This window comes from Methylomonas sp. LWB, from assembly GCF_001856095.1.
Taxonomy (GTDB): domain Bacteria; phylum Pseudomonadota; class Gammaproteobacteria; order Methylococcales; family Methylomonadaceae; genus Methylomonas; species Methylomonas koyamae_A.
Map to the genome: position 1 here is coordinate 79173 of NZ_MKMC01000034.1, position 19708 is coordinate 98880.

The 19708-nt window shown below is 57.4% G+C and carries 21 protein-coding genes; 8 read left to right on the forward strand and 13 right to left on the reverse strand.

Annotated elements, in window-relative coordinates; translation table 11 throughout:
* Window positions 1-67 precede the first annotated feature (67 nt).
* The gene (locus BJL95_RS14180; protein WP_071158826.1) at window positions 68-559 is read left to right on the forward strand and encodes a hypothetical protein; all 492 of its coding nucleotides are present in this window, start codon (window positions 68-70) and stop codon (window positions 557-559) included.
* Between the two features lie 191 nt (window positions 560-750).
* Here the strand turns inward: BJL95_RS14180 and BJL95_RS14185 are convergent, their stop codons facing one another.
* The 3 genes from BJL95_RS14185 to katG form a co-directional block, all read right to left on the reverse strand.
* Complete coding sequence (locus BJL95_RS14185; protein WP_064030911.1) at window positions 751-1119, reverse strand: hypothetical protein; 369 nt, start codon at window positions 1117-1119, stop codon at window positions 751-753.
* Between the two features lie 135 nt (window positions 1120-1254).
* Window positions 1255-1815, reverse strand: a complete 561-nt coding sequence (locus BJL95_RS14190; protein ID WP_071158828.1) for a HupE/UreJ family protein — start codon at window positions 1813-1815, stop codon at window positions 1255-1257.
* 760 nt (window positions 1816-2575) lie between these two features.
* Window positions 2576-4798, reverse strand: a complete 2223-nt coding sequence (gene katG / locus BJL95_RS14195; RefSeq protein ID WP_071158830.1) for a catalase/peroxidase HPI — start codon at window positions 4796-4798, stop codon at window positions 2576-2578.
* Between the two features lie 374 nt (window positions 4799-5172).
* On the opposite strand from katG, the gene BJL95_RS14200 reads away from it, so the two are divergent.
* Entirely contained in the window at window positions 5173-6048 is an 876-nt protein-coding gene (locus tag BJL95_RS14200; RefSeq protein ID WP_064030914.1) for a LysR substrate-binding domain-containing protein, read from the forward strand.
* Window positions 6049-6260: 212 nt separating this feature from the next.
* Here the strand turns inward: BJL95_RS14200 and BJL95_RS26060 are convergent, their stop codons facing one another.
* The 6 genes from BJL95_RS26060 to BJL95_RS14230 all read right to left on the reverse strand — a co-directional run bounded on the left by BJL95_RS26060 (window position 6261) and on the right by BJL95_RS14230 (window position 11836).
* Window positions 6261-6515, reverse strand: a complete 255-nt coding sequence (locus BJL95_RS26060; protein WP_064030915.1) for a type II toxin-antitoxin system RelE/ParE family toxin — start codon at window positions 6513-6515, stop codon at window positions 6261-6263.
* Window positions 6516-6550: 35 nt separating this feature from the next.
* A complete protein-coding gene (locus tag BJL95_RS14210) occupies window positions 6551-6739 on the reverse strand; it encodes a hypothetical protein (protein WP_064030916.1) in 189 nt (62 codons plus the stop codon).
* A 206-nt stretch (window positions 6740-6945) separates the two neighbouring features.
* On the reverse strand, window positions 6946-9246 hold the full coding sequence (locus BJL95_RS14215) for a TonB-dependent receptor (protein ID WP_071159251.1): 2301 nt from the start codon (window positions 9244-9246) through the stop codon (window positions 6946-6948).
* 143 nt (window positions 9247-9389) lie between these two features.
* Entirely contained in the window at window positions 9390-10715 is a 1326-nt protein-coding gene (locus BJL95_RS14220) for a sensor histidine kinase (RefSeq protein ID WP_071158832.1), read from the reverse strand.
* Complete coding sequence (locus BJL95_RS14225) at window positions 10712-11377, reverse strand: response regulator transcription factor (protein WP_071158834.1); 666 nt, start codon at window positions 11375-11377, stop codon at window positions 10712-10714. The genes BJL95_RS14220 and BJL95_RS14225 overlap by 4 nt, the downstream gene beginning before the upstream one ends.
* 57 nt (window positions 11378-11434) lie before the next feature.
* Window positions 11435-11836: a hypothetical protein gene (locus BJL95_RS14230; protein WP_064030919.1), complete on the reverse strand. Its 402-nt coding sequence runs from the start codon at window positions 11834-11836 to the stop codon at window positions 11435-11437.
* 110 nt (window positions 11837-11946) lie between these two features.
* Between BJL95_RS14230 and BJL95_RS14235 the strand changes: the two genes are divergently transcribed.
* The 4 genes from BJL95_RS14235 to BJL95_RS14245 all read left to right on the forward strand — a co-directional run bounded on the left by BJL95_RS14235 (window position 11947) and on the right by BJL95_RS14245 (window position 14601).
* Window positions 11947-13347 (forward strand): 3'-5' exonuclease family protein, encoded by a 1401-nt coding sequence (locus BJL95_RS14235; RefSeq protein ID WP_071158836.1) that lies wholly within the window; start codon window positions 11947-11949, stop codon window positions 13345-13347.
* 108 nt (window positions 13348-13455) lie between these two features.
* The gene (gene lexA, locus BJL95_RS14240; protein WP_071158838.1) at window positions 13456-14082 is read left to right on the forward strand and encodes a transcriptional repressor LexA; all 627 of its coding nucleotides are present in this window, start codon (window positions 13456-13458) and stop codon (window positions 14080-14082) included.
* A 14-nt stretch (window positions 14083-14096) separates the two neighbouring features.
* Window positions 14097-14246, forward strand: a complete 150-nt coding sequence (locus tag BJL95_RS25195) for a hypothetical protein (protein ID WP_157197959.1) — start codon at window positions 14097-14099, stop codon at window positions 14244-14246.
* Between the two features lie 22 nt (window positions 14247-14268).
* Entirely contained in the window at window positions 14269-14601 is a 333-nt protein-coding gene (locus BJL95_RS14245; protein WP_071158840.1) for an NGG1p interacting factor NIF3, read from the forward strand.
* A gap of 635 nt (window positions 14602-15236) precedes the next feature.
* Here the strand turns inward: BJL95_RS14245 and BJL95_RS14250 are convergent.
* From BJL95_RS14250 to BJL95_RS14265, 4 genes are all read right to left on the reverse strand, one after another.
* Window positions 15237-15776: a hypothetical protein gene (locus BJL95_RS14250; RefSeq protein WP_071158841.1), complete on the reverse strand. Its 540-nt coding sequence runs from the start codon at window positions 15774-15776 to the stop codon at window positions 15237-15239.
* A gap of 108 nt (window positions 15777-15884) precedes the next feature.
* The gene (locus BJL95_RS14255) at window positions 15885-16727 is read right to left on the reverse strand and encodes an endonuclease/exonuclease/phosphatase family protein (RefSeq protein WP_071158843.1); all 843 of its coding nucleotides are present in this window, start codon (window positions 16725-16727) and stop codon (window positions 15885-15887) included.
* 30 nt (window positions 16728-16757) lie between these two features.
* Window positions 16758-16970, reverse strand: a complete 213-nt coding sequence (locus tag BJL95_RS14260) for a DUF6447 family protein (protein ID WP_064030962.1) — start codon at window positions 16968-16970, stop codon at window positions 16758-16760.
* 151 nt (window positions 16971-17121) lie between these two features.
* Window positions 17122-18282, reverse strand: a complete 1161-nt coding sequence (locus BJL95_RS14265; protein ID WP_071158845.1) for a PilT/PilU family type 4a pilus ATPase — start codon at window positions 18280-18282, stop codon at window positions 17122-17124.
* Window positions 18283-18400: 118 nt separating this feature from the next.
* Here BJL95_RS14265 and BJL95_RS14270 point away from each other — a divergent pair, with 118 nt between their 5' ends.
* Entirely contained in the window at window positions 18401-19444 is a 1044-nt protein-coding gene (locus BJL95_RS14270; protein ID WP_071158847.1) for a tRNA (5-methylaminomethyl-2-thiouridylate)-methyltransferase, read from the forward strand.
* Entirely contained in the window at window positions 19441-19665 is a 225-nt protein-coding gene (locus tag BJL95_RS14275; RefSeq protein ID WP_071158849.1) for a sulfurtransferase TusA family protein, read from the forward strand. The genes BJL95_RS14270 and BJL95_RS14275 overlap by 4 nt, the downstream gene beginning before the upstream one ends.
* Window positions 19666-19708: the final 43 nt, after the last annotated feature.

A 19708-nucleotide genomic window follows, 5' to 3' on the forward strand; every position in this document is an offset into this window, starting at 1 on the left:
AGGGTACCGCGAAAACCCGCTACGGCAGGGACATCCACCGCTTATCCAACCGTCACAGGAATCGACGATGAAAACCCTGATTTTTCCACTGAGCTTGGTCGCCGCCTCGGCCTTGCTGGTCGGCTGCGCCCATCGCCACGACGAACAGAGCTCCGAGCAAATCCAACAAAACTTCGTACCCGGCCTCGGCGAATTCATGGCCCAGACCGCCGCCCGCCACGCCAAACTCTGGTTTGCCGGCCAAGCCCGAAACTGGCCGCTGGCCGCCTACGAAGTGGAGGAACTGCACGAAGGTTTGGAAGATGCCGGCCGCTATCACCCGAGCCACAAACAGATCAAGGAGCCGATTCCAAGCCTGATTGCCGCGCATATGGATCAACCGTTAGCCAAACTGGAGCAGGCTATCGCGGCGCGGGACCCGCAAGCATTTATCGAAAATTACGATAAGCTTACCGAAGCCTGTAATAGCTGCCACCGGCAAACCGAGTTCGGTTTCAACGTGGTCGTCCGTCCCACAAGCAATCCGTTTACCAATCAGGCGTTCGGCACGTCCGAGTAATGACGAAGGTGGCGCCCTGCGTGGCGCTATCCCCCAAACGCTTTCTACCTCAAACCTGCCCGTTCAAGACAAGAATGCTAATCTCCGCCGGGCCCGGCAACACCTAAACAATAAAAAGCCGTCAGTCCAACGGACTTGACGGCTCAATACCAGGCATCGACCGAACATCGATCGATGCCAAAAACTCCCTTTTATTGGTATTTCGGCAGATTCGCGAAACCTTCCTTGGCAGTCTTCAGCTCTTGTTCGGCGCCGGCGAAATCGGATTTCTTCACCAGCTCCCTGGACTTTTTCAGCTTGAGTACCACTTTGTCGCGTTCGAATTCGAATTTGTAGTTGGCGCTCAGTTCGCTGGCAATTTCAGACGCATCCTTGATATGGGTCGCGATTTCTTGAGCATTCCCGGAAGGTAGCGCGTCCAATGCCGCCTGAATTTTCACATCGACTTCTTTCAAAATCTCGGGGATCGGTTTTTTTACTTCTTTCGCGAATGTCGAGCCGGTAAAGCCCAATAGAGAGAAAAACAGCGCGAAGGCGACAAACATTTTTTGAAACGACATGGGGTCTAAACCTCTACATATAACTGACTGATAATTAAAATTATTGTTTCGGATACATCATTAATTGCGCACTTACCTAAATACTCCTTTTTTATCAAACGTAAAAAACGGCGAATGGAACTCTCCGCTAACGATCTAGCGCGCCATCGGCCTTGCTTGCCGATACTTTCGCGCTAAACGACCGAAGCAATGCCCGGTCGCGACGCCAACAACCAGCAAGATCAACGTCGCCAGCGCAAAGCCCCCTGAATACGCGACGGCGTCGGCATCCAGCCACATGTCATAGGCATGCAAGTAACCGTGCAGCACTGCCACCAGCTCGATGCTCAACAGTCCGACGCCCACCGGCACTCTCGCGCCCAAAACCAACAACAAGCCCAGCATCGATATCGAAGCGACCATGACCGCTTCTGCAAAGGGAATTTCAACGGGGATCAGCGTCAAGCCGCAACCGACTGCCATAGCTGCCACAAACCCCAGCGGCAGTAAACGACTCCAAGCACCAGGGGTTTGAGAAATCCACAATCCGACGGCCAACATCGTCAGCAGATGATCAGTGCCGGTCAACGGATGAAGTAAGCCACCGACAAAGCCGACGGATTCAGCCCCCCAGTGAAACGGATGGGCCTCGACAACCAGCGGCTGTAACAGAAGGACCGGAATCGTGCGTTGTAAAAAATCTGCCCTGCCATTCATCGCTACCTCCAATCAAGGCGGTTGAATATTGACCGATACCCCAGGCGTCTTGCCGGAAAAGGCGAAAAACTCGGCCAGGCCGAGCGGATTCAATCCAGGCAACCGCGCCAAGAGCGGACTATGACAACTGTGAAGACATGGCGGGGGCCGAGAAAACCGGCACTTGGACAGCAGTCCAAAATAGGCCGCCCCCTAACCATTAGGGTATCGCTATGCCTTACCCAACCAAGCCTGGAATGCCTCAAGGCTGAGCGGATGAATAAGACGAGTTCATTTTAGCAGAGATAGGAATAAATAAAAATATTTCATAACAGTCTGATTTTTTTGCCGAACCAGCTCAACGCCGGCGTGCGAAGCGGCCTCAACCGGTCTCGGCGGATGCCGTCGGTACGCTTTACCAACCGGATTTACGATGGGAAATTAAGTTGAGCTGTTCTGCGACAATCCAATTGCGGCAACCACCTATTGACGATGGAGGAGTGGGAATTACGTCGATTTGCGGCGTAACTCCCTGTATCCGAACGCTAGAAACAATCGCGTTGACTGACCCGTGCGCTCGGCATTCCCGGTTTGGACACGAAAGTCAGCCTGAAGCTTGACGGCGATTATGGTCGCGGCGATTGATCAAATCGGCCGACAAATTCAGGACCACTCGCCGCAATGATCTGAAACGTCGGCGGTTAACATTAAGAAACTCAAGCTTAGTAACACGCCCCACTTGCCCGAGCACCGGACAAGCGAGGCCGCGAACAAACGCTACTCAGCGGGCGTCGAACCGATCCAAGTCCATCACCTTGGCCCAAGCCTTGGCGAAATCCCCCACGAACTTTTCCTTGGCATCGTCGGATGCATAGACTTCCGCGACCGCCCGCAACTCGGAATTGGAGCCGAAGATCAAATCCACCGGCGTTGCAGTCCATTTCAACTGTCCGCTCGCCCGATCTTTGCCCTCGTAAACGCCTTCGGTCGCCGACTTGCTCCACTGAGTTGACATATCCAGCAAATTGACGAAAAAGTCGTTCGTCAAACTGCCCGGCTGGCCGGTGAATACGCCGTGTTTGCTATGGCCTGCGTTGGCATCCAGCGCCCGCATGCCACCGATCAACACCGTCATTTCCGGCACGCTCAGGGTCAGGTAGTTGGCGCGCTCGACCAGCATTTCCGCCGGCGAATGGGCGTTATCCTTGCCGAAGTAGTTACGAAAACCGTCGGCTTTGGGCTCGAGTACCGCCGCCGAGTTCACGTCGGTTTGTTCTTGCGATGCATCCATCCGGCCTGGTTTGAAGGGTACCTGTACTTTAAAACCGGCTTGCTTCGCGGCTGCTTCCACGGCTGCCGAACCGCCCAACACGATTACGTCGGCCAGCGAGACTTTCTTGCCGCCTTTCACGGAACGGTTGAAGTCGGTTTGGATGGTTTCCAGGCGAGCCAGCACTTTGGTCAGTTCGGTGGGATCGTTGACTTCCCAGTCCTTCTGCGGCGCCAAGCGAATTCTGGCGCCATTGGCGCCGCCGCGCATGTCGGTGCCGCGAAAGGTCGCAGCCGATGCCCAGGCGGTTCTGACCAATTCCGGTATCGTCAAATCCGAGGCCAGGATGGTTGCTTTCAATTTGGCGGTGTCCTTGGCGTCGATCAGCTTGTGATCGACTTTCGGGATCGGGTCCTGCCAGACAAAATCCTCGGCTGGCACTTCGGCACCAACGTAACGGGCCTTGGGCCCCATGTCGCGGTGCAACAGCTTGAACCAAGCCCTGGCAAACGCGGCTTCGAATTCTTTCGGGTTATCCAGAAAGCGCTTAGAAATTTTTTGATACTCCGGGTCCATTTTCAACGCAATATCGGTCGTGAACATGATCGGCGGGTGACGTTTGGTGGCATCGTGCGCATCCGGTACGAAATTTTCGCCTTTGTTATCCTTGGGAATCCATTGGGTGGCGCCGGCCGGACTCTTGGTTTGCTGCCAATCGAAGGTGTACAGCCAGGTCAGGTAGTCGTGGGTCCAACGGGTCGGATTGGTAGACCAGGCGCCTTCCAGACCACTACTGACGGTGTCGGCGCCATGTCCGGTTCCGCATTTATTGGCCCAGCCCAAACCTTGCTGTTCTATGCCGGCGGCGGCCGGTTCCTTGCCGACGCATTCGTCGGGTTTATGAGCGCCGTGGGCCTTACCGAAGGTGTGGCCGCCGGCGATCAGCGCCACGGTTTCTTCGTCGTTCATCGCCATCCGGCCGAAGGCCTCGCGAATATGCTTGGCGGCCGCCAACGGATCGGGATTGCCGCCAGGACCTTCCGGATTAACGTAAATCAGCCCCATTTGCGTGGCGCCCAACGGTTTCGCCAGTTCGCCGTTGGCGTCATGGCGTTCGTCGGCCAGAAATTTCTTCTCTATGCCCCAGTTGACGACCTCGGCTTCCCAGTCGTCGGCCCTGCCGCCGGCGAAACCGAGGGTTTTGAAACCCATATCTTCCAACGCGACGTTACCAGCCAGCACCATCAAATCGGCCCAGGACAGCTTGGCACCGTACTTCTGCTTGACCGGCCACAACAAGCGGCGGGCCTTGTCCAGGTTGACGTTATCCGGCCAACTGTTGAGAGGCTCGAAGCGTTGCTGGCCGCCGGAAGCGCCGCCGCGGCCGTCGAAGATACGATAAACGCCGGCGCTATGCCAGGCCATCCGGATGAAGAACGGACCGTAATTGCCGTAATCGGCCGGCCACCAGGGCTGAGAGGTATGCAACACGTCGGCGATGTCTTTTTTGACCGCTTTCAGATCCAGCGTTTTAAATTGTTCCGCGTAGTTAAAGGCCTTGCCGAGCGGGTTGGACTCGGCCGCATTCTGGCGCAGCGGTTTCAAATCCAGTTGCTCCGGCCACCAGAAATTGTTGGTGGTGGGCTGTATGTCGGCCTGTACCGGCGCGACATGCACGGCCGTGATAATAGCGACCGCCAAAGCGGAAGCCAGGAAGGTTTGTCGGGTTTTCATGATGCACCTCTAGTCCTGATGATGATTGGTCGAAAATGCTTGCCGTTGCCCGCTCGGTCAACTTCTCCGCTAACTGGCCAAACGAGGGCAAGCAAAATTGTAGAGCCGATGTCCGGAATTGACCGACTCGGCCTTCGGCGGCGACGGCATTGCCGAACCGGTTAAACGTTATGCAAGGACGTGCCATCGAATTTCGCGCTCGCCTTGTGATGTTGTCGGCGAGACTATTCAACCGAATTCCGCCATCGGACTGAAATTGATTTCTTGGATGGGCCGATAGTTCGCATCAATAGCAGCGGAACCCGCGCAATCATGGATAATGTTTCCGGCCGTCGGTTCCTTTCGGCACATCTTAAATACACGGGTCACCACGAATGAATTTGCGCGATTTAAGCTATCTGGTCGCGGTAGCGGATTTAAGAAACTTCAGTCAAGCCGCCGAACATTGTTCGATTAGTCAGCCCACCCTCAGCACGCAGATCAAGAAGCTCGAGGATTATCTGGGCGCGGACTTGTTCGTGCGGGAGAAAAACCATGTGGATTTGACCGAAGCCGGCCGCGAGGTTCTACCCCTCGCCCGCCGCATCCTGGACGATGCCCGCTCGATCCGGCAAATCGCCGCCCACGCCGGCGGACGGTACCGCAATCACTTATCGCTGGGCGCGTTTCCGTCGCTGGCAAGTTACGTACTGCCGGAATACGTGTTTCGCATCAAGCAACATTATCCGGAACTGAAGTTGCAGTTGGTCGAGGAAAAAACCCAGGCTCTGATCGCGCTTCTGCTGAGCAAAAAGCTGGACGCGGCGCTGCTGGCCCTGCCGGTGGCCATCGACGCTCTGGAACAACGCATCTTATTCGAAGATCCGTTCACGCTGGCGGTTTGCGCCGACCACCCGTTGGCCGAGTTGGACGAAGTGGAGTTGGGCATGGCGGCCCAAGAGAATCTGCTATTGCTGGACGAAGGCCACTGTCTGCGCGACCAAGCGCTGAAGCTGTGCGATCCGTCCCGATTCGTCGAACACGATTTCCGGGCCTCCAGCCTGGAAACCCTGCGCTACATGGTCAAGAACGGCGTCGGCGTGACGCTGATGCCGTCGGTAGCGGTGCAGCCGGACGACAAGGACATTCGCTACATCGCTATCCGCCAGCGGCCCAGCCGCACCATTGCGCTGGTGTGGCTGAAGGCCCATCCCCGCGCCGGCTTGCTCGAGGACTTGGCGGGACTATTGGCTTACAAACCGCTGGTCTGAGATTCGTTCCACTGCCTTCGCGCGCCGATCTGCCGCGCGGAAGTCCCGCGAGTGCCTCTTGCTCGACGCGCCCAATATGTGTTGACAAATTACCGCACTCGCACCACCGGGCTGGAAGCCTTTGCGTTGTAGGTAACGGCCAGCAACGCGCCCTGAACCGGCAACCGCTAGTCTGGAATACGGCACCACGCGCCGGACTCGCTTCGTTATTACTACTCGCGTAGAATCTCGTCCGTCCGTAAGTCGCGGCGCTTGTGAATGACTGCTAACACTTCAATATGGGAGGGTTTGATCTCGTAAAGGATGGGGTAGGAGTAAAGTGAAAGTTCGCGTACTGCCTCGTCGCTCAACTCCGGTACGATGCGCCCAATACGGGGCAGTTGATCCAAGTCAAGCGCTTTAGCGACCAACGCTTCGGCCACCCGTTTGGCATAAATCGGTGAGTCCTGTGCGATGTAGTCGTGAATGTGGCGAAGCTAGCCCAATGCGTGATCGGTCCACTTCACCACGCTTGAATATCTCTCAGCACCTGTTCGGCGGGTACGGTTCTGCCCTGTTCGGCGTCTTTCCGGCCGCGACGGATATTTTCGCGCACATAGAGCCGGTACATGATTTCTTCCATGTCGGCGGTATCGGGTAAGCGCTGGATGATGGCAAGGGCTTCTTGTTTAGTGGTCCGTTGTCGTTGCATGGTGTACTTCTCCTTTGGTCGCTGACGGTTTTAGACTTATCCGGCATGGCCCGGAGCACTGATATAGTGTGCATTGGCGGCCACCATTCTACCGGTTGGACGCGGTAACCACCATCGTCGAGAAACAGAGCTCTTCAACACCGTCCGCGCAAGCCAGTTCAAGGTGAAGCGGAAGACAAGATACACAACGTTGCGAGGTCGCTTCGCTAAAACTCGTACTTAAACCCCGCCTGCACCAAACGCGGCGCGCCGGGCTGGATGCCGCGCACCCGATCGACGATGTAGGTGTTGTCCAGCATGTTTTTCATCGACACGAACAGGGTCAAGTCTTTGCGTACCTTGTAGGAGCTGGCGAAGTTGACCACCACGTAATCGTTAATCTTGCCGAACTGGCCGGACTTGATCAGCGCGTTGCGTTGAGCGGTGGTGCCGACATCCAACGGCAGGTCGCCGGCGCTGTTCAGGTTCATGAAGTCGGCGAATTGCTCGCCGACGAATACCGCTTCCAAGTGTGCATCGAAGCCGCTGGCATACGAGTAGCCTAGCGTCGCGGTCAGCAGGTTTTCCGGCGCGTAGGGCGCGCGTTTGCCTGCCGCCGAGCCGAACACGTTCCCGCCCGGACAGAAGCGGGTGAAGGTCGCGTTCTGGCTGGAGCCGGTCGCCTGGCCGCTGTCGGTCAGGCAATGAAACGACGACGTGGTTTCGGCGGTCGGCAGCCAGGTGTAGGCGACTTGCGCGTAGGGATTGTGCGCCCAGCCGAACACGTCGCCGAGATCGGCCCGCGCCATCAATTCTAAACCTTCATACAGCGCTTTGCCCTGCGCCACCGGGGTATCGACGCCGCCAACCGTACCCAAGGCAGTCAGGGTATCGAAATCGTTGTGGAAATAGGTTGCTTCGGCTTTAACGCCGCGCGCCGGTCTGGCCCGGACGCCGAATTCGGCGTTCCAACTAATTTCCGGGCCAATCTCCACCGCCGCGCCGTTGGCATTGTTGACGCTGTCCTCGACGCGCGGCGGCGCGAACCCGCGATGGATGCCGAAAAACAACGTGGCCTGATCGATTGGACTGTAGGTCACCGCGAACGACGGCAGGATTTCGGTCATGCCGTTGCCGCCTGCGATCCCGGTTCGCACGTCCTTGCGCTGGTAACTCACCGACTCGACCCGAACGCCGGGGGTCGCCGTCCAGTTTCCCCAAATGAATTGATTTTGGAAAAAACCGGAATAGGCATCGGCGAAACGCTGGTTGTTTTCCAGCAAGGTGCCGTCGCGCGCGGTCGGCGAGCTGCCCTGGATTTGCCGGCGGTACTGGTTCTCGAAGTGCGCGCGAAAACCCGCATCCAAATGGCTTTCGACGCCGAACAGATCGTGCTTGGCATGTAGAGTCGGGGCAATGCCCCAGGTTTCGTAATTGCGCTTGCGACCGATGTTGTAGTTGCAGTCGTTCATATCCACCGCAATGCCGTTTTCGCGATTTTGCACGTAATTGGCGATGCCGCGGCTGCTGCATTGGTTTTCGGTCGGGAACTGATTCTGCTGCCGCCACCAGTTGCGTTCGTAGGCCGACCAGTAAAAGCTGGTTTCCAAGGTCACGTCCTTATTGAAGCTGTGCTCGTAGGTGGCCGAGGTGGACCAGCGGTCGTTGATGAAGCTGGCGTTCTTATCCGGATTGTAACGAGCGCCCAGCTTGCGGTATTCGGCGTCGGTCAAGCCGAAGGCCGCGCCTTGCTCGTCCTGGTGGTAAAAATCGCCGCGTAGCGTCAGGCGATTGCGCGCGTCAAAGTCGATGATGCTTTTCAGGTTGGCGTCGTCCACCACGGCGAAGGTGTTGTCGCGATTTTCCATGCCTTCCTTGTGAATGTAATCGACCACGCCGCCGACCGCATCCAGGCCTTGCACGTTCTTGACCATGCCGCCGTAACGGGCATGGCCGTTCAGATAATCGCGGTTGCCGCCGGTAAAGCTGACGAAACCGCCGGGCGTGGTCGGTACCTTGGGCGTCAGATAATTGATCGCGCCGTTGATGGTTTGTGGGCCGAATTGGGTCAAGTCGGCGCCCTTGTAAATTTCGATGCCATCGTAGCGCTCGATCGGCGGATGGTAGTAGATGTCGTTATCGCCGTAGGGCGCGAAGTTGAACGGAATGCCGTCCTCCAAAAACAACACCTTGGTGGAGCGAAACGGGTTTTGGCCGCGAAAGGCGATGTTCGGCCGCAAACCAAAGCCTTCCTCGTCGCGGACATAAACGCCGGGGGCCTTGCGCAAGGCCTCGTTGACGGTGAATACCTGGTCGCGCTCCAGGGTTTGCTTGTCGATCACCGAGGTGGAGCCGGAGAAGGTCGCGGCCTTCTCGACGCTTTCGGCCACTTCGACGCTGGGCAGGGCCTCCGCCCGGTCGGCGTCATTGATTGGATCGAAGTTGACCTCGGCAGGCTCAACCGCCCAAGCGCCTTGAGCCAATACACCCACCAGCAACACCGGCCATACTCCGCATTTATTTCGCATTTCGTTCACTTCCCGTTCGAATTTGAGTTGGCACATCCGCCGCCCCGGCCGGCTTTCCCGCCGGAATCCACCAACCGAAGCGAAGGATGCTTAACGCAATTTAACGAACACGCGTGAATCGAAACTGAAAATCGGCTCTGGATTTAGCGGCTCAACGGTAGACGCACCGTCGCCAGAAATCCGCCCAATGCCTTGCTGCGGCCGAGGTGCAGGCTGCCTTTGTAACTATCGACGATGTCGGCGACGATACCCAAACCCAGGCCGTGACCTTGCACCGACTCGTCCAGGCGTGCCCCGCGCCGGGTTAACCCCGCCAATTCGGTTTCGGCGCAGCCCGGCCCGTCGTCGGCGACCCGCACCAACACCTCGTCGGCAAAGGCCAATTCGACGTCGATGCGCCGCTTGGCCCATTTGCAGGCGTTGTCCAGTAGGTTGCCGAGCATTTCCATCATATCTTCCCGATCGAAATGCACGGATGCGTCCGGGGCGGTGATCTGAATATCCAGGTCCTTCTCGGCATGGATCGCCCGCAGGGTTTTTTTTAACGCCACCAATTCCTTGCGGGGATTGAACGCGGCGCTGGCCTGCTGGTCTCCGGCGATCCGGGCACGTTTCAGTTCCCGCTCGATGCAGCGCCGGATGGTTTCGGTTTGGCCCAGCACTTGCTTGCGCAAGTCGGGATGGTCCAGAAACGCCGGTTCTTCGGCAACCCGAAACAGCAAGGCCAGCGGCGGCTTCAGCGCGTGCGCCAGATTGCCGATCGCGGTACGGGACTGCTGCAAGCGCCGGGCAACCAGTTCCAGCAAATGATTGATCTCGTTCACCAGCGGTTTGATCTCGTCCGGCACGTCCAATTCGATACGCTGGCGCCGACCAGCGCAGACTTGTTCCAGTTCGCCGCCGACCAGCGTCAGCGGCCGCAACGCGCGTCCGACATCCCAGCTCAGCACGCCGATCGCAGCCATCAGAATCGTCAACGTCAGCGCAAAGTAGGCGGCGCGTATCCAGGTGATATCGTGATCGACCGCCGACAAATCCTCGGCGATATGAATGTTGATTCTATGGCCAAAGCGCACCGCGCCCAGGCTCAACACCAGTAACGGCCGGTTTTCCGGACCGGACAGATGATAAAGCGTCTGCTGTTCCGGCCCGACGGCTTGAATCGGTAACGGAAAATCCAGCAGCGACGGCGACGGATGGGCTTCGGCGTCGATTTTGACCAGATAGTAATGGCCGGACAGCGGCCGGCTGTATACCGAGCTGATCCGCAAGCGGTTGAACGAGAGTTTATCGTCGTCGGCAGAGGCCAGCGATTCCAGCAAGGAATAACCGTCGTCGGCCAATCGATTCGCCATCTGGCTCTCGGCGACGGTGCGGATGACCCAATCCGCCGCGATCCAATGCACGACGAAAATCACGCACAGCGCGGCGATCAGGCCGCGGCCCAGGCGCTCGCGCAACGCCATCATGGCCGGCTTCCGAACACGTAACCCTGGCCCCGGCGAGTCTGGATCAAATCGCTGCCGACAATCTTGCGCAGGCGCTTGACGTAGACTTCGATGACATTGCTGTCTGGCTCGTCCGATTCGCTGTAGATATGTTCGCCTAATTGCGACTTGGTCAGGACTTTGCCGGCGTTCATCATGAAATAGCGCAACAGCCGAAATTCGATCGCGGTCAGCGGGTAAGCCTCCCCGCCATTGACTGCGGCGGTTTGCTCGTCCTCGTCGAGCAGGACGCCCAGTACCTGCAACGTAAACTGATTATGGCGGTGAACCCGTTTCAAAATGGCTTGCAGCCTGACCAGCAATTCTTGCGGATGAAACGGCTTACCCAAATAATCGTCGGCACCGGCCTTGAAGCCGTCCACTTTCTCGTACCAGGCATCGCGGGCGGTCAAGACAATCACCGGCGTGGCATTGCCGGCATCCCGCCAGCGTTTCAAAACGTCGAGGCCGGCCAATTTGGGCAAGCCTAAATCGAGTATCGCCGCGTCGTAATCTTCGGTAGCGCCGAGAAACTCACCGTGCTCGCCGTCCGCGGCCGTATCGACGACGTAGCCGGCCCGCTCCAAGTCCATCTTTAGCGGCGCCGCTAATGCAACGTCGTCTTCAACCAACAGCAATTTCATCGCCTAAGCTCCATGCTCCGCGTTTGCCGGGACAAGCGCCGACTCGGCGCGCGCCGATCATTGAATCCGCAATAAATACCCGTCGGTTTTCTCGCAACCCGGCTTGCTGTGCGCGGTGACGTTGAGCCGCGCGAAACCGTGCTCGATCGGCCGAGGCAATTTGCCCCTGACTTCGGTCTGACCATTTTTCAGCGGAAAAAACTTCAACTCCTTGGCGGATAAATGGTATTGAATAGACCCTGAACTGATATTGGCGACGATAGACGTCGTCGTGGTATTGGACGAAACGATAAAGCTGAACTCGGTAAACGATTGCAGGTATTTATTCGGCGCCGGTTGAAACTCAGTGAATATCGGTTTGTCGCAATGGCCGGAACTGGAAGAACTGCCGTATGCCAGCGCATCGCCGGCCGCCAAGCCCAACGCCAACGCGATAACGGTCTTGATTGAAGCCTTCATGTCTTACTCTCCCGTTTAGTTATTATTTTGGACATAGCTTATCAACAAATTCGCGACGAGCGGATGAATTCGACCCTGCTGCCCTTACAGTATTTTAGCGACTCAATACCATGCCAGCCCTAGCCTTTGTCGATTTGGAAACCACCGGCGCCTCGCCGCGACAAGACCGGATAACCGAAATCGGTATCGTCTTGGTCGATGCCGACGGCGTCCGGGAATGGAGCCAACTGGTCAACCCGCAAATGCGCATTCCGCTGTTCATCGAACAAATGACCGGCATCAGCAACGAGATGGTCTCAGGCGCGCCGCCGTTCTCCGCGATCGCGCGCCAAGTCTGGGAACTGTTGGAAGATCGAGTATTCGTCGCTCATAACGCCCGTTTCGATTACAGCTTTCTGAAAAACGAATTCAAGCGCCTGGACCTGCCGTTTCAGCCGCAAGTGCTTTGTACGGTCAAATTGTCGCGCGCACTCTATCCCCAATACCACCACCATAATCTGGACAGTCTGATCGAACGGCATGGCCTGACCGCCAACGATCGGCATCGCGCCTTGGCCGACGCCCAATTGATTCATCAGTTTTGGGAGCATCTGCATCGCGAATTCCCGGCCGAGCGTTTGACCGACACGGTGGCCGGTTTGCTCGGCAAATCCAGCCTGCCCTCGCGGATCGACCCGCTGTTGACCCACGAATTGCCCGACGGACCGGGCGTCTATTTGTTTTACGGCGAAAACGATTTGCCGCTCTACATCGGTAAAAGCGTGAATATCCGGCAACGGGTACTCGCCCACTTCGCGGCCGACCACCGCCACGACAAGGAAATGAATCTGTCGCAACAACTTAGGCGCATAGACTGGCTGGAAACGTCCGGGGAATTGGGCGCGCTGCTGACCGAAGCCAAGCTAATCAAACAAATGATGCCGGTCTATAACCGCCGTCTGCGCCGCAAGAATGCGCTGGGCGCTTGGCGGCTGGCGCAACACGGCGAACAAGTGCGCCCCGAACTGGTCTGGGCGGACGCGCTGGATTTCGGCGGTCAGGACAATCTGTACGGCCTGTACCACAGCCAGCGCGACGCCCAAAAAGCCTTGCGCGGTCTGGCCGAGCAACACGGCCTTTGCCTGAGCGTGCTGGGCCTGGAGAAAACCGTGCCGGGACGACCCTGCTTCGGCTATCAATTGAAAAAATGCGCGGGCGCCTGCGTCGGGGCCGAACCACACTTGGCACATGCCGGCCGCTTATTCGTTGCGATGCAAAAACTTAAATTGGCGACTTGGCCCTATCCCGGCCCGATAGGCGTTCGGGAAGGCGACGACATGCACGTCATCGACCGCTGGTGCTACCTGGGCAGCGCCCGCACCGAAGCCGACGTCGCCGAACTGCTCGAGGCCGGCCGGCCGGCTTTCGATCGCGATACCTATACCTTGCTCGCCAAGATGCTGAAAAAGGCCCGGATTATTCCGCTGGCAAGCCGCTCACCCGCTGGGCTCGATCTGGCCGACAACTTCTAAACTACTGCCCACCGAACCGCCGCCCGGCACGAGAATAGAACCAATAAAAAACACTTGTTCTTGATTTGTTTTGTTTGTATAGTCTTTCAAAACAAACACAGAACAACCATGACACTGACCCGTAAACAACAAGCGCTTTTCGACTTCCTGCTGCAAAACCAGGACAGCTTCACCCATCCGCCGACGCTGGAAGAACTGTGCGCGGCAATGGGCTTGAAATCGCGCGGTTCGCTGCATAGCCAAATCAAGGCCCTGATCGACGCCAACCTGGTCGAAGCGCCGGAACGCAAGCAGCGCGGCATCCGCCTGACCGATTACGCCAAATCGTTGGCCGCCCCGACCCAGGATTCCAGTCTGCTGCCGCTAGTCGGCTATATCGCCGCCGGCCGGCCGATCGAAGCCATCGAAAACATCGCCTACATGGCGGTGCCCGAACCGCTGAAAACCGACAAACCTTGTTACATCCTGCGGGTCAAGGGCGACTCGATGCAGGAAGCCGGCATCTTCGACGGCGACTGGGTCGTCATCGAGCAACGCAGCCACGCCCGCAACGGCGAAATCGTCGTGGCCTTGGTCGACAAGGCCGAGGCCACCTTGAAATTTATCGAGCAATACCCCCACGAAACCCTGCTGGTTCCCGCCAACTCTCAGATGCAGGCCATGCGTTTTCGGCCCGAGCAAGTGGAGATACAAGGCGTACTGGTAGGCCAGATGCGCAGTTACACCCACCCTTAAAACCGGAGGCAATCATGATTCGTCACACCGTCCATATGCGCGACCAAAAAGCCAACCAAGTCGCGATGCTGAACCGGGTCGCCCGCCAGTCGGCGATCAATATGCTGGAAGAAATCACGTTGGTGATCGTATTGTGGGGTGTGTTTTTGCTGGCGACCGGTTGACGCCAGCCTACGGATATTGACGATGTATAAGCTGTGCTTTTTCGTACCCGCCAGCCATCTGGAGCCGGTCAAAAGCGCGCTGTTCGCCGCCGGCGCCGGCCATGTCGGCGATTACGACCGATGCTGTTGGCAAAGCCTCGGCATCGGTCAATTTCGGCCGTTGCCCGGTAGCGTCCCCTATTCCGGCCGAACCGGCGAGGTGACGCAAGTCGAGGAATACAAAGTCGAAATGGTTTGCAGCGCGGCCTCGATACGTCCGGCGCTGGCCGCGCTGCTCGCCAGTCACCCCTACCAGCAACCGGCTTACGAAATCCATCGCTTGATCGATCCCGACGCGCTACCCGCAGCCGATTAGGCGACTCGCCAACCAGCCTCGCTCCTGCTCGAGGCGTCGCCAACGCCGCATTTTTCGATTTTAAAACGGCTTGAAGACGTTGCCGGCGTTTTTTCAGACTTGCAACGCCACCGCCGCCCGCGCTTCCGCCGACGGTTATCGGATGCTAAACCGTCCCGACCGGATATAAAAATCTCCGGAAGGCAGTTACCGGAGTCTCGACCGCACCCGCGCCACCCTCGGGGGCACGCTCAACATCGGCCACGGTGCCGCAGCAACCGGCGGTAGCCCCGCCGAAGCTGCTGGAATTAGGGTCCGGCGCTTTTTGTACGCCTCCGGCCTGGATTTATATCCGGTCCATGTCAATGGAAGTATGGTCCAAGCGAATTTTGAGCTGTTATTCGTCGTCAAGCACGCGGGCTCCGCCATCTTAAGCTTCGTCCGGCGCGGACTTCGGCTCCTTCTCGCAAAAGGGTAGCCCAACCAAAACACGAAGATCGTTCGCATCCGTTATGCTGCACGGCGTTAACTCTTCCCCGGCTCAAGCGTCTTGGCCTTTCAGGCTTTCCGCGGATGGATGGCGCCCCCAGTCCTAGCCGAATTGGACGCTTCTCCGAGGCGGATCGATAGCGGGGCTATCTGGGGGGAACCGGTCTTCAATGAATTTCATTGAGCACATCGTCAGCGATGTAAAAACGGTTTTCGGTAATCACGTCCGCCGCGATTCGGCTGTTTAGCAGGTTGTCCACATCATCCAGCACGCGGTCGAGTACGCTCGGGAGTTCGGCGCGTTCGGCCGATTTGCGCAAGGCTTCGCCCCATATCGCGATATGCCGGGTCGTGATGCGGCGCACAGTATTATCCTTGGCCCACTCCGCGGCAATGGCGGCTCCCAAACGCTCCAGTTTTGCTTGCGTCTGGTGTTTTAGCGAGGGATCGGCAAGCTTGGTCGTCAAATCCCGGCTAATTTCAATCCAGCCCGTCAGATGCAGCTCCCAACCCCGGTAAAAACGTTCGACCCAGGTCAGATATTCCTGCAAACTTTGCAACTCGGCATTTTGGCGGTCTCGCTGGTACTGTTCGGCAAATCCGACCGGCGCCGGCATGCCCTCGGGCCAAGCGGATCGGCGGAAATCGGCTGTCGAGCAACCCCAAAGCAAACCCATCGTCAAGCAAATCAGAACGCGGACTTTCATTGCATTGCTTCCAGTTCGGAAAGGAATGCGGGGATTGTAGAGCGGCGCCGATGACAGGACGATTAAGGTCCGGTTACCGCAATTTGACGACAGCGCCGCCAGCCCGACTCAGAACAGCTCGAATCGAGCCAAGTAGCCGAAGTGGTCCGACACCGTGGGATAAAATTCGTCGTTGAAGATGGGTGTCATCTCGCGGATGCGCAACGGATGCCCGTTACGTTTGAAGATGTAATCGATACGCCGGGGCGGACTATCGCGCCAGCCGTCGATCTGCCCGCGAAAGGTTGGTTCGTGAAACCGATGCGGATGCAACTCGTAATATTGATCGACGTATTCGCCATTGCCTACGATATGGCAATAGGCGTGGTCGCCGGCCGGCGCATTGAAATCGCCGACGATCAAATCACCTCTGACGCCGAAATGCCGGCGGGAAGCGATCAACTGTTTCAAGCGGGCGTATTCCTCGTGGAAACCGTGATGCGCCCAACTCAGATGCACGTTGGCAACGTGCAGCAAGCCAAACCGAGGCAGGTCGATGCAGCTGACGGTCACATTGCGCGACATATAGTTATCTTTGCCGCGATCGTGAGACACGTAAGCGGCATAGTTATGATGTAACGGATAGCGGCTCAGGATGGCCGTGCCCTCCCGCCATAGCTGAAAGCCGATATGACTCCAGTCCTGGTGGATATGAAACCACTGCCCCCATTCCCGCAAGCGTCGGCAAATCCGAAACGCCATATTCGACGGCGACTCGCCATACGGATGCGAGATCGGATCGTACCGGTACTCACCGACTTCCTGAAAACAGACAGCGTCGATACGCTGCTGGGCGATGGCTTCGGCGATAATTTGCACTTCTCGCTCGTGCAAATGCATGGTTTCGAAGCAATTTTGCCGAGGGTGTTGCTGATAGGTATGCAGATTCAGCGTTAACAGCGTGAACGCCATGGTTCTGGACGGCGGCCGATACCGATGGCGTTAACCCAATTTGGCGAATTCGGCTTGCAAGGTGGCGAGAAAGGTTTCCCGCGCGACCTGGGCGATACCCAACTGTTGTTGCAGCCGTTGGATTTCGGCGTCGACGATTTGCAGATTGGACAATTGAGTCTTGGCGATGTCGCTAAGACTGTCGATCGGGTGAGTTTTGTCGCCTATCGTCAAGGTTGGAATGCTGGTGTTTGGATCGGCCATCGAATATTTCCGGAATAGATCTAAAGTGAGCGGTTCAGCCCGCACGGCCGACCGTATGCCAGTTTAATCGGCGAATATGACAAATTCGTTTCGATGACGCCGCCAGCCCGACGCGGCATTCCCGCCGCCATTCCGGGAGTCAAACCGCCGATCAATGCCCGCCCTCTTCTTCATTTTCCTCGGGCTTGACGATTTCCTGCAACGACAAGGTATCGGCCAGGCTGGGTTTGTCGTCGCCGGTCGCCGAACCCAGGCCTTCGCTGAGATTGATTTTGAGCTTCAGATTGTTCGGCGAGTCGGAGTTGCGCAGGGCTTCGTCCAACGAAATCACGCCGCTTTTGTAGAGCTTGAGCAAATGGCTGTCGAAGGTTTGCATGCCGATGTTTTCCGATTTTTCCATCGCTTCCTTGATCGCGTGCACATCGCCTTTCTGAATCAAATCGCTGACCAGTTTGCTGCCCAACAAAATCTCGATCGCCGCCACCCGCTTGCCTTCCACGGTCGGCACCAAGCGTTGCGACACAAAGGCCTGCAAGTTCAGCGACAAATCCATCAACAATTGCGGACGGCGTTCTTCCGGAAAGAAATTGATGATCCGGTCCAAGGCCTGATTAGCGTTATTGGCATGCAAGGTGGACAGACACAGGTGGCCGGTTTCGGCGAAGGCCAGCGCATGCTCCATCGTCTCCTGACTGCGTATCTCGCCGATCAAAATCACGTCGGGCGCTTGGCGCAGCGTGTTTTTCAGCGCGTCTTCGTAGCTGAGCGTATCGACGCCGACCTCGCGCTGATTCACCAGCGATTTCTTGTGCGGATGGACGAACTCGATCGGATCTTCGATGGTAATGATGTGGCCGGACGCATGGCTGTTGCGGTAATCGATCAAGGCCGCCAGCGAGGTGGATTTGCCGGAGCCGGTGCCGCCGACGAACAAGATCAGGCCGCGCTTTTCCATGATTTTGTCTTTCAGTACCTGCGGCAAGCCCAGGGTGTCGACGTTGGGAATATCGACCTTGATGTTGCGGATCACCAGCGCGTAATTGCTGCGTTGCTTGAAAATATTCACCCTAAACCGGCCCACGCCTTCCTCGGCGATGGCTAGATTCATTTCCGGTACCTGTTCGAAGGCCGCGCGCTGATCGGCATCCATGATGGCATGGGCTATCTCTTTAAGTCTTTCGTTGGTCAGTCGAATGTTTTCCAGCGGCCGCAGCGTGCCGTGAAATTTAGCGGCCGGCGGCGCGCCTGCGGTCAGATATAAATCCGAACCGTCTTGTTGAACCAAAATTTTCAGGTAATCTTTAAATTCCATTGCACAGCCTCGCGTCGGGAAATCCGCCCAAGTGTAGGCCAAGCCCTCAACAAGTTGAAGCCCCGCCGCCCCGAACCGGTATAATGCCCGGCTTTTTCTCGATTAGACGTTTGCGGTTATGAGTCAACAACGTAAGGCAGTAGCGTTGATTTCCGGCGGCCTGGATTCCATGCTGGCCACCAAGGCTATCCTCGAGCAAGGCATTCATGTCGAGGGCATCAATTTTTTCACCGGATTTTGCGTCGAAGGCCATACCCACGCCATCCGCAAACAGGACGAAGCCAAAACCAAGCGCAACAATTCGCTGTGGGTCGCCGAGCAACTGGGCATCAAGCTGCATATCATCGACATCATCGAAGAATACAAGCAAGTTCTGCTGAATCCCAAGCACGGCTACGGCGCCAATCTGAACCCCTGTCTGGACTGCAAGATTTTCATGGTCAACAAGGCCAAGCAATGGATGGCGGAAAACGGTTTCGACTTCATCATCACCGGCGAAGTCGTCGGCCAACGGCCGATGTCGCAACGCAAGCAAACCATGCCCATCGTCGCCGCCGAATCCGGCGCCGACGACTTGCTGGTAAGGCCCTTGTCCGCGCAAAACCTGCCGGCGACATTGCCTGAGCGCGAGGGCTGGATCAGCCGAGAAGCATTGTTCGGCTTCAGCGGCCGCTCGCGCAAACCGCAGATGGCGCTAGCCAAAGAATACGGATTCAGCGATTACGCCCAACCGGCCGGCGGCTGCTGCTTTTTGACCGACGCCGCCTATTCGCAAAAACTGGCCGATTTGTGGCAATCACGCGGCAAGCGCGACTACGACTTGGACGACGTAATGCTGCTAAAAGTCGGCCGGCATATTCGGCCCAAGCCGCATTTCAAACTGATCGTAGCCCGCGAGGACGGCGAAGCCCGCTTCATGAGCGGCTATAAAAAAGAATTCGTCAGCATGAACTGCGCGAGCCATCGCGGCCCGTTGGTGCTGATCGACGGCACCCCGGACGAAGACGATCTGCATTTGGCTGCCCGCATCCTGGCCCGTTACGGCCAAGGCCGAGATGCCGCGAACGTGGACGTAACCATCCGCGACCGGCAGGGCAACGAACGCCAAATCAGCGTGGCCCCGTTGACGGCCGAGCAAATCCCCGAGGCGTGGTTCGTATGAGCGAATTCACGCTAAATGCCCGCCGCCTGCTCTGCCCGTTGCCGGTGATCCGCACCCAGGATAAAGTCAAAACCCTGCAAAGCGGCGACGTACTGACCGTGGAATGCACCGATCCCGGCGTGATGCAGGACATCCCGGCCTGGTGCCGGATCAATGGGCATCGGGTGTTGGAGACTCGGGCGGAGAATGGCGAGTATGTTATTGTTTTACAAGTGGGCTAAGTTCCACGTCAGAGTTTTCGGACCACAGTGTTAACAGGATAGA

What these genes read in the sequence shown, in the direction of transcription:
- BJL95_RS14235 (WP_071158836.1), top strand. Translation starts at nt 11,947, where the DNA reads ATGCCAGCCCTAGCCTTTGTCGATTTGGAAACCACCGGCGCCTCGCCG.
- katG (WP_071158830.1), bottom strand. Translation starts at nt 4,798, where the DNA reads ATGAAAACCCGACAAACCTTCCTGGCTTCCGCTTTGGCGGTCGCTATT.
- BJL95_RS14215 (WP_071159251.1), bottom strand. Translation starts at nt 9,246, where the DNA reads ATGCGAAATAAATGCGGAGTATGGCCGGTGTTGCTGGTGGGTGTATTG.
- BJL95_RS14260 (WP_064030962.1), bottom strand. Translation starts at nt 16,970, where the DNA reads ATGGCCGATCCAAACACCAGCATTCCAACCTTGACGATAGGCGACAAA.
- BJL95_RS14225 (WP_071158834.1), bottom strand. Translation starts at nt 11,377, where the DNA reads ATGAAATTGCTGTTGGTTGAAGACGACGTTGCATTAGCGGCGCCGCTA.
- BJL95_RS14230 (WP_064030919.1), bottom strand. Translation starts at nt 11,836, where the DNA reads ATGAAGGCTTCAATCAAGACCGTTATCGCGTTGGCGTTGGGCTTGGCG.
- BJL95_RS25195 (WP_157197959.1), top strand. Translation starts at nt 14,097, where the DNA reads ATGATTCGTCACACCGTCCATATGCGCGACCAAAAAGCCAACCAAGTC.
- lexA (WP_071158838.1), top strand. Translation starts at nt 13,456, where the DNA reads ATGACACTGACCCGTAAACAACAAGCGCTTTTCGACTTCCTGCTGCAA.
- BJL95_RS14180 (WP_071158826.1), top strand. Translation starts at nt 68, where the DNA reads ATGAAAACCCTGATTTTTCCACTGAGCTTGGTCGCCGCCTCGGCCTTG.
- BJL95_RS14185 (WP_064030911.1), bottom strand. Translation starts at nt 1,119, where the DNA reads ATGTCGTTTCAAAAAATGTTTGTCGCCTTCGCGCTGTTTTTCTCTCTA.
- BJL95_RS14270 (WP_071158847.1), top strand. Translation starts at nt 18,401, where the DNA reads ATGAGTCAACAACGTAAGGCAGTAGCGTTGATTTCCGGCGGCCTGGAT.
- BJL95_RS14200 (WP_064030914.1), top strand. Translation starts at nt 5,173, where the DNA reads ATGAATTTGCGCGATTTAAGCTATCTGGTCGCGGTAGCGGATTTAAGA.
- BJL95_RS14255 (WP_071158843.1), bottom strand. Translation starts at nt 16,727, where the DNA reads ATGGCGTTCACGCTGTTAACGCTGAATCTGCATACCTATCAGCAACAC.
- BJL95_RS14250 (WP_071158841.1), bottom strand. Translation starts at nt 15,776, where the DNA reads ATGAAAGTCCGCGTTCTGATTTGCTTGACGATGGGTTTGCTTTGGGGT.
- BJL95_RS14210 (WP_064030916.1), bottom strand. Translation starts at nt 6,739, where the DNA reads ATGCAACGACAACGGACCACTAAACAAGAAGCCCTTGCCATCATCCAG.
- BJL95_RS14190 (WP_071158828.1), bottom strand. Translation starts at nt 1,815, where the DNA reads ATGAATGGCAGGGCAGATTTTTTACAACGCACGATTCCGGTCCTTCTG.
- BJL95_RS14265 (WP_071158845.1), bottom strand. Translation starts at nt 18,282, where the DNA reads ATGGAATTTAAAGATTACCTGAAAATTTTGGTTCAACAAGACGGTTCG.
- BJL95_RS14220 (WP_071158832.1), bottom strand. Translation starts at nt 10,715, where the DNA reads ATGATGGCGTTGCGCGAGCGCCTGGGCCGCGGCCTGATCGCCGCGCTG.
- BJL95_RS14245 (WP_071158840.1), top strand. Translation starts at nt 14,269, where the DNA reads ATGTATAAGCTGTGCTTTTTCGTACCCGCCAGCCATCTGGAGCCGGTC.
- BJL95_RS14275 (WP_071158849.1), top strand. Translation starts at nt 19,441, where the DNA reads ATGAGCGAATTCACGCTAAATGCCCGCCGCCTGCTCTGCCCGTTGCCG.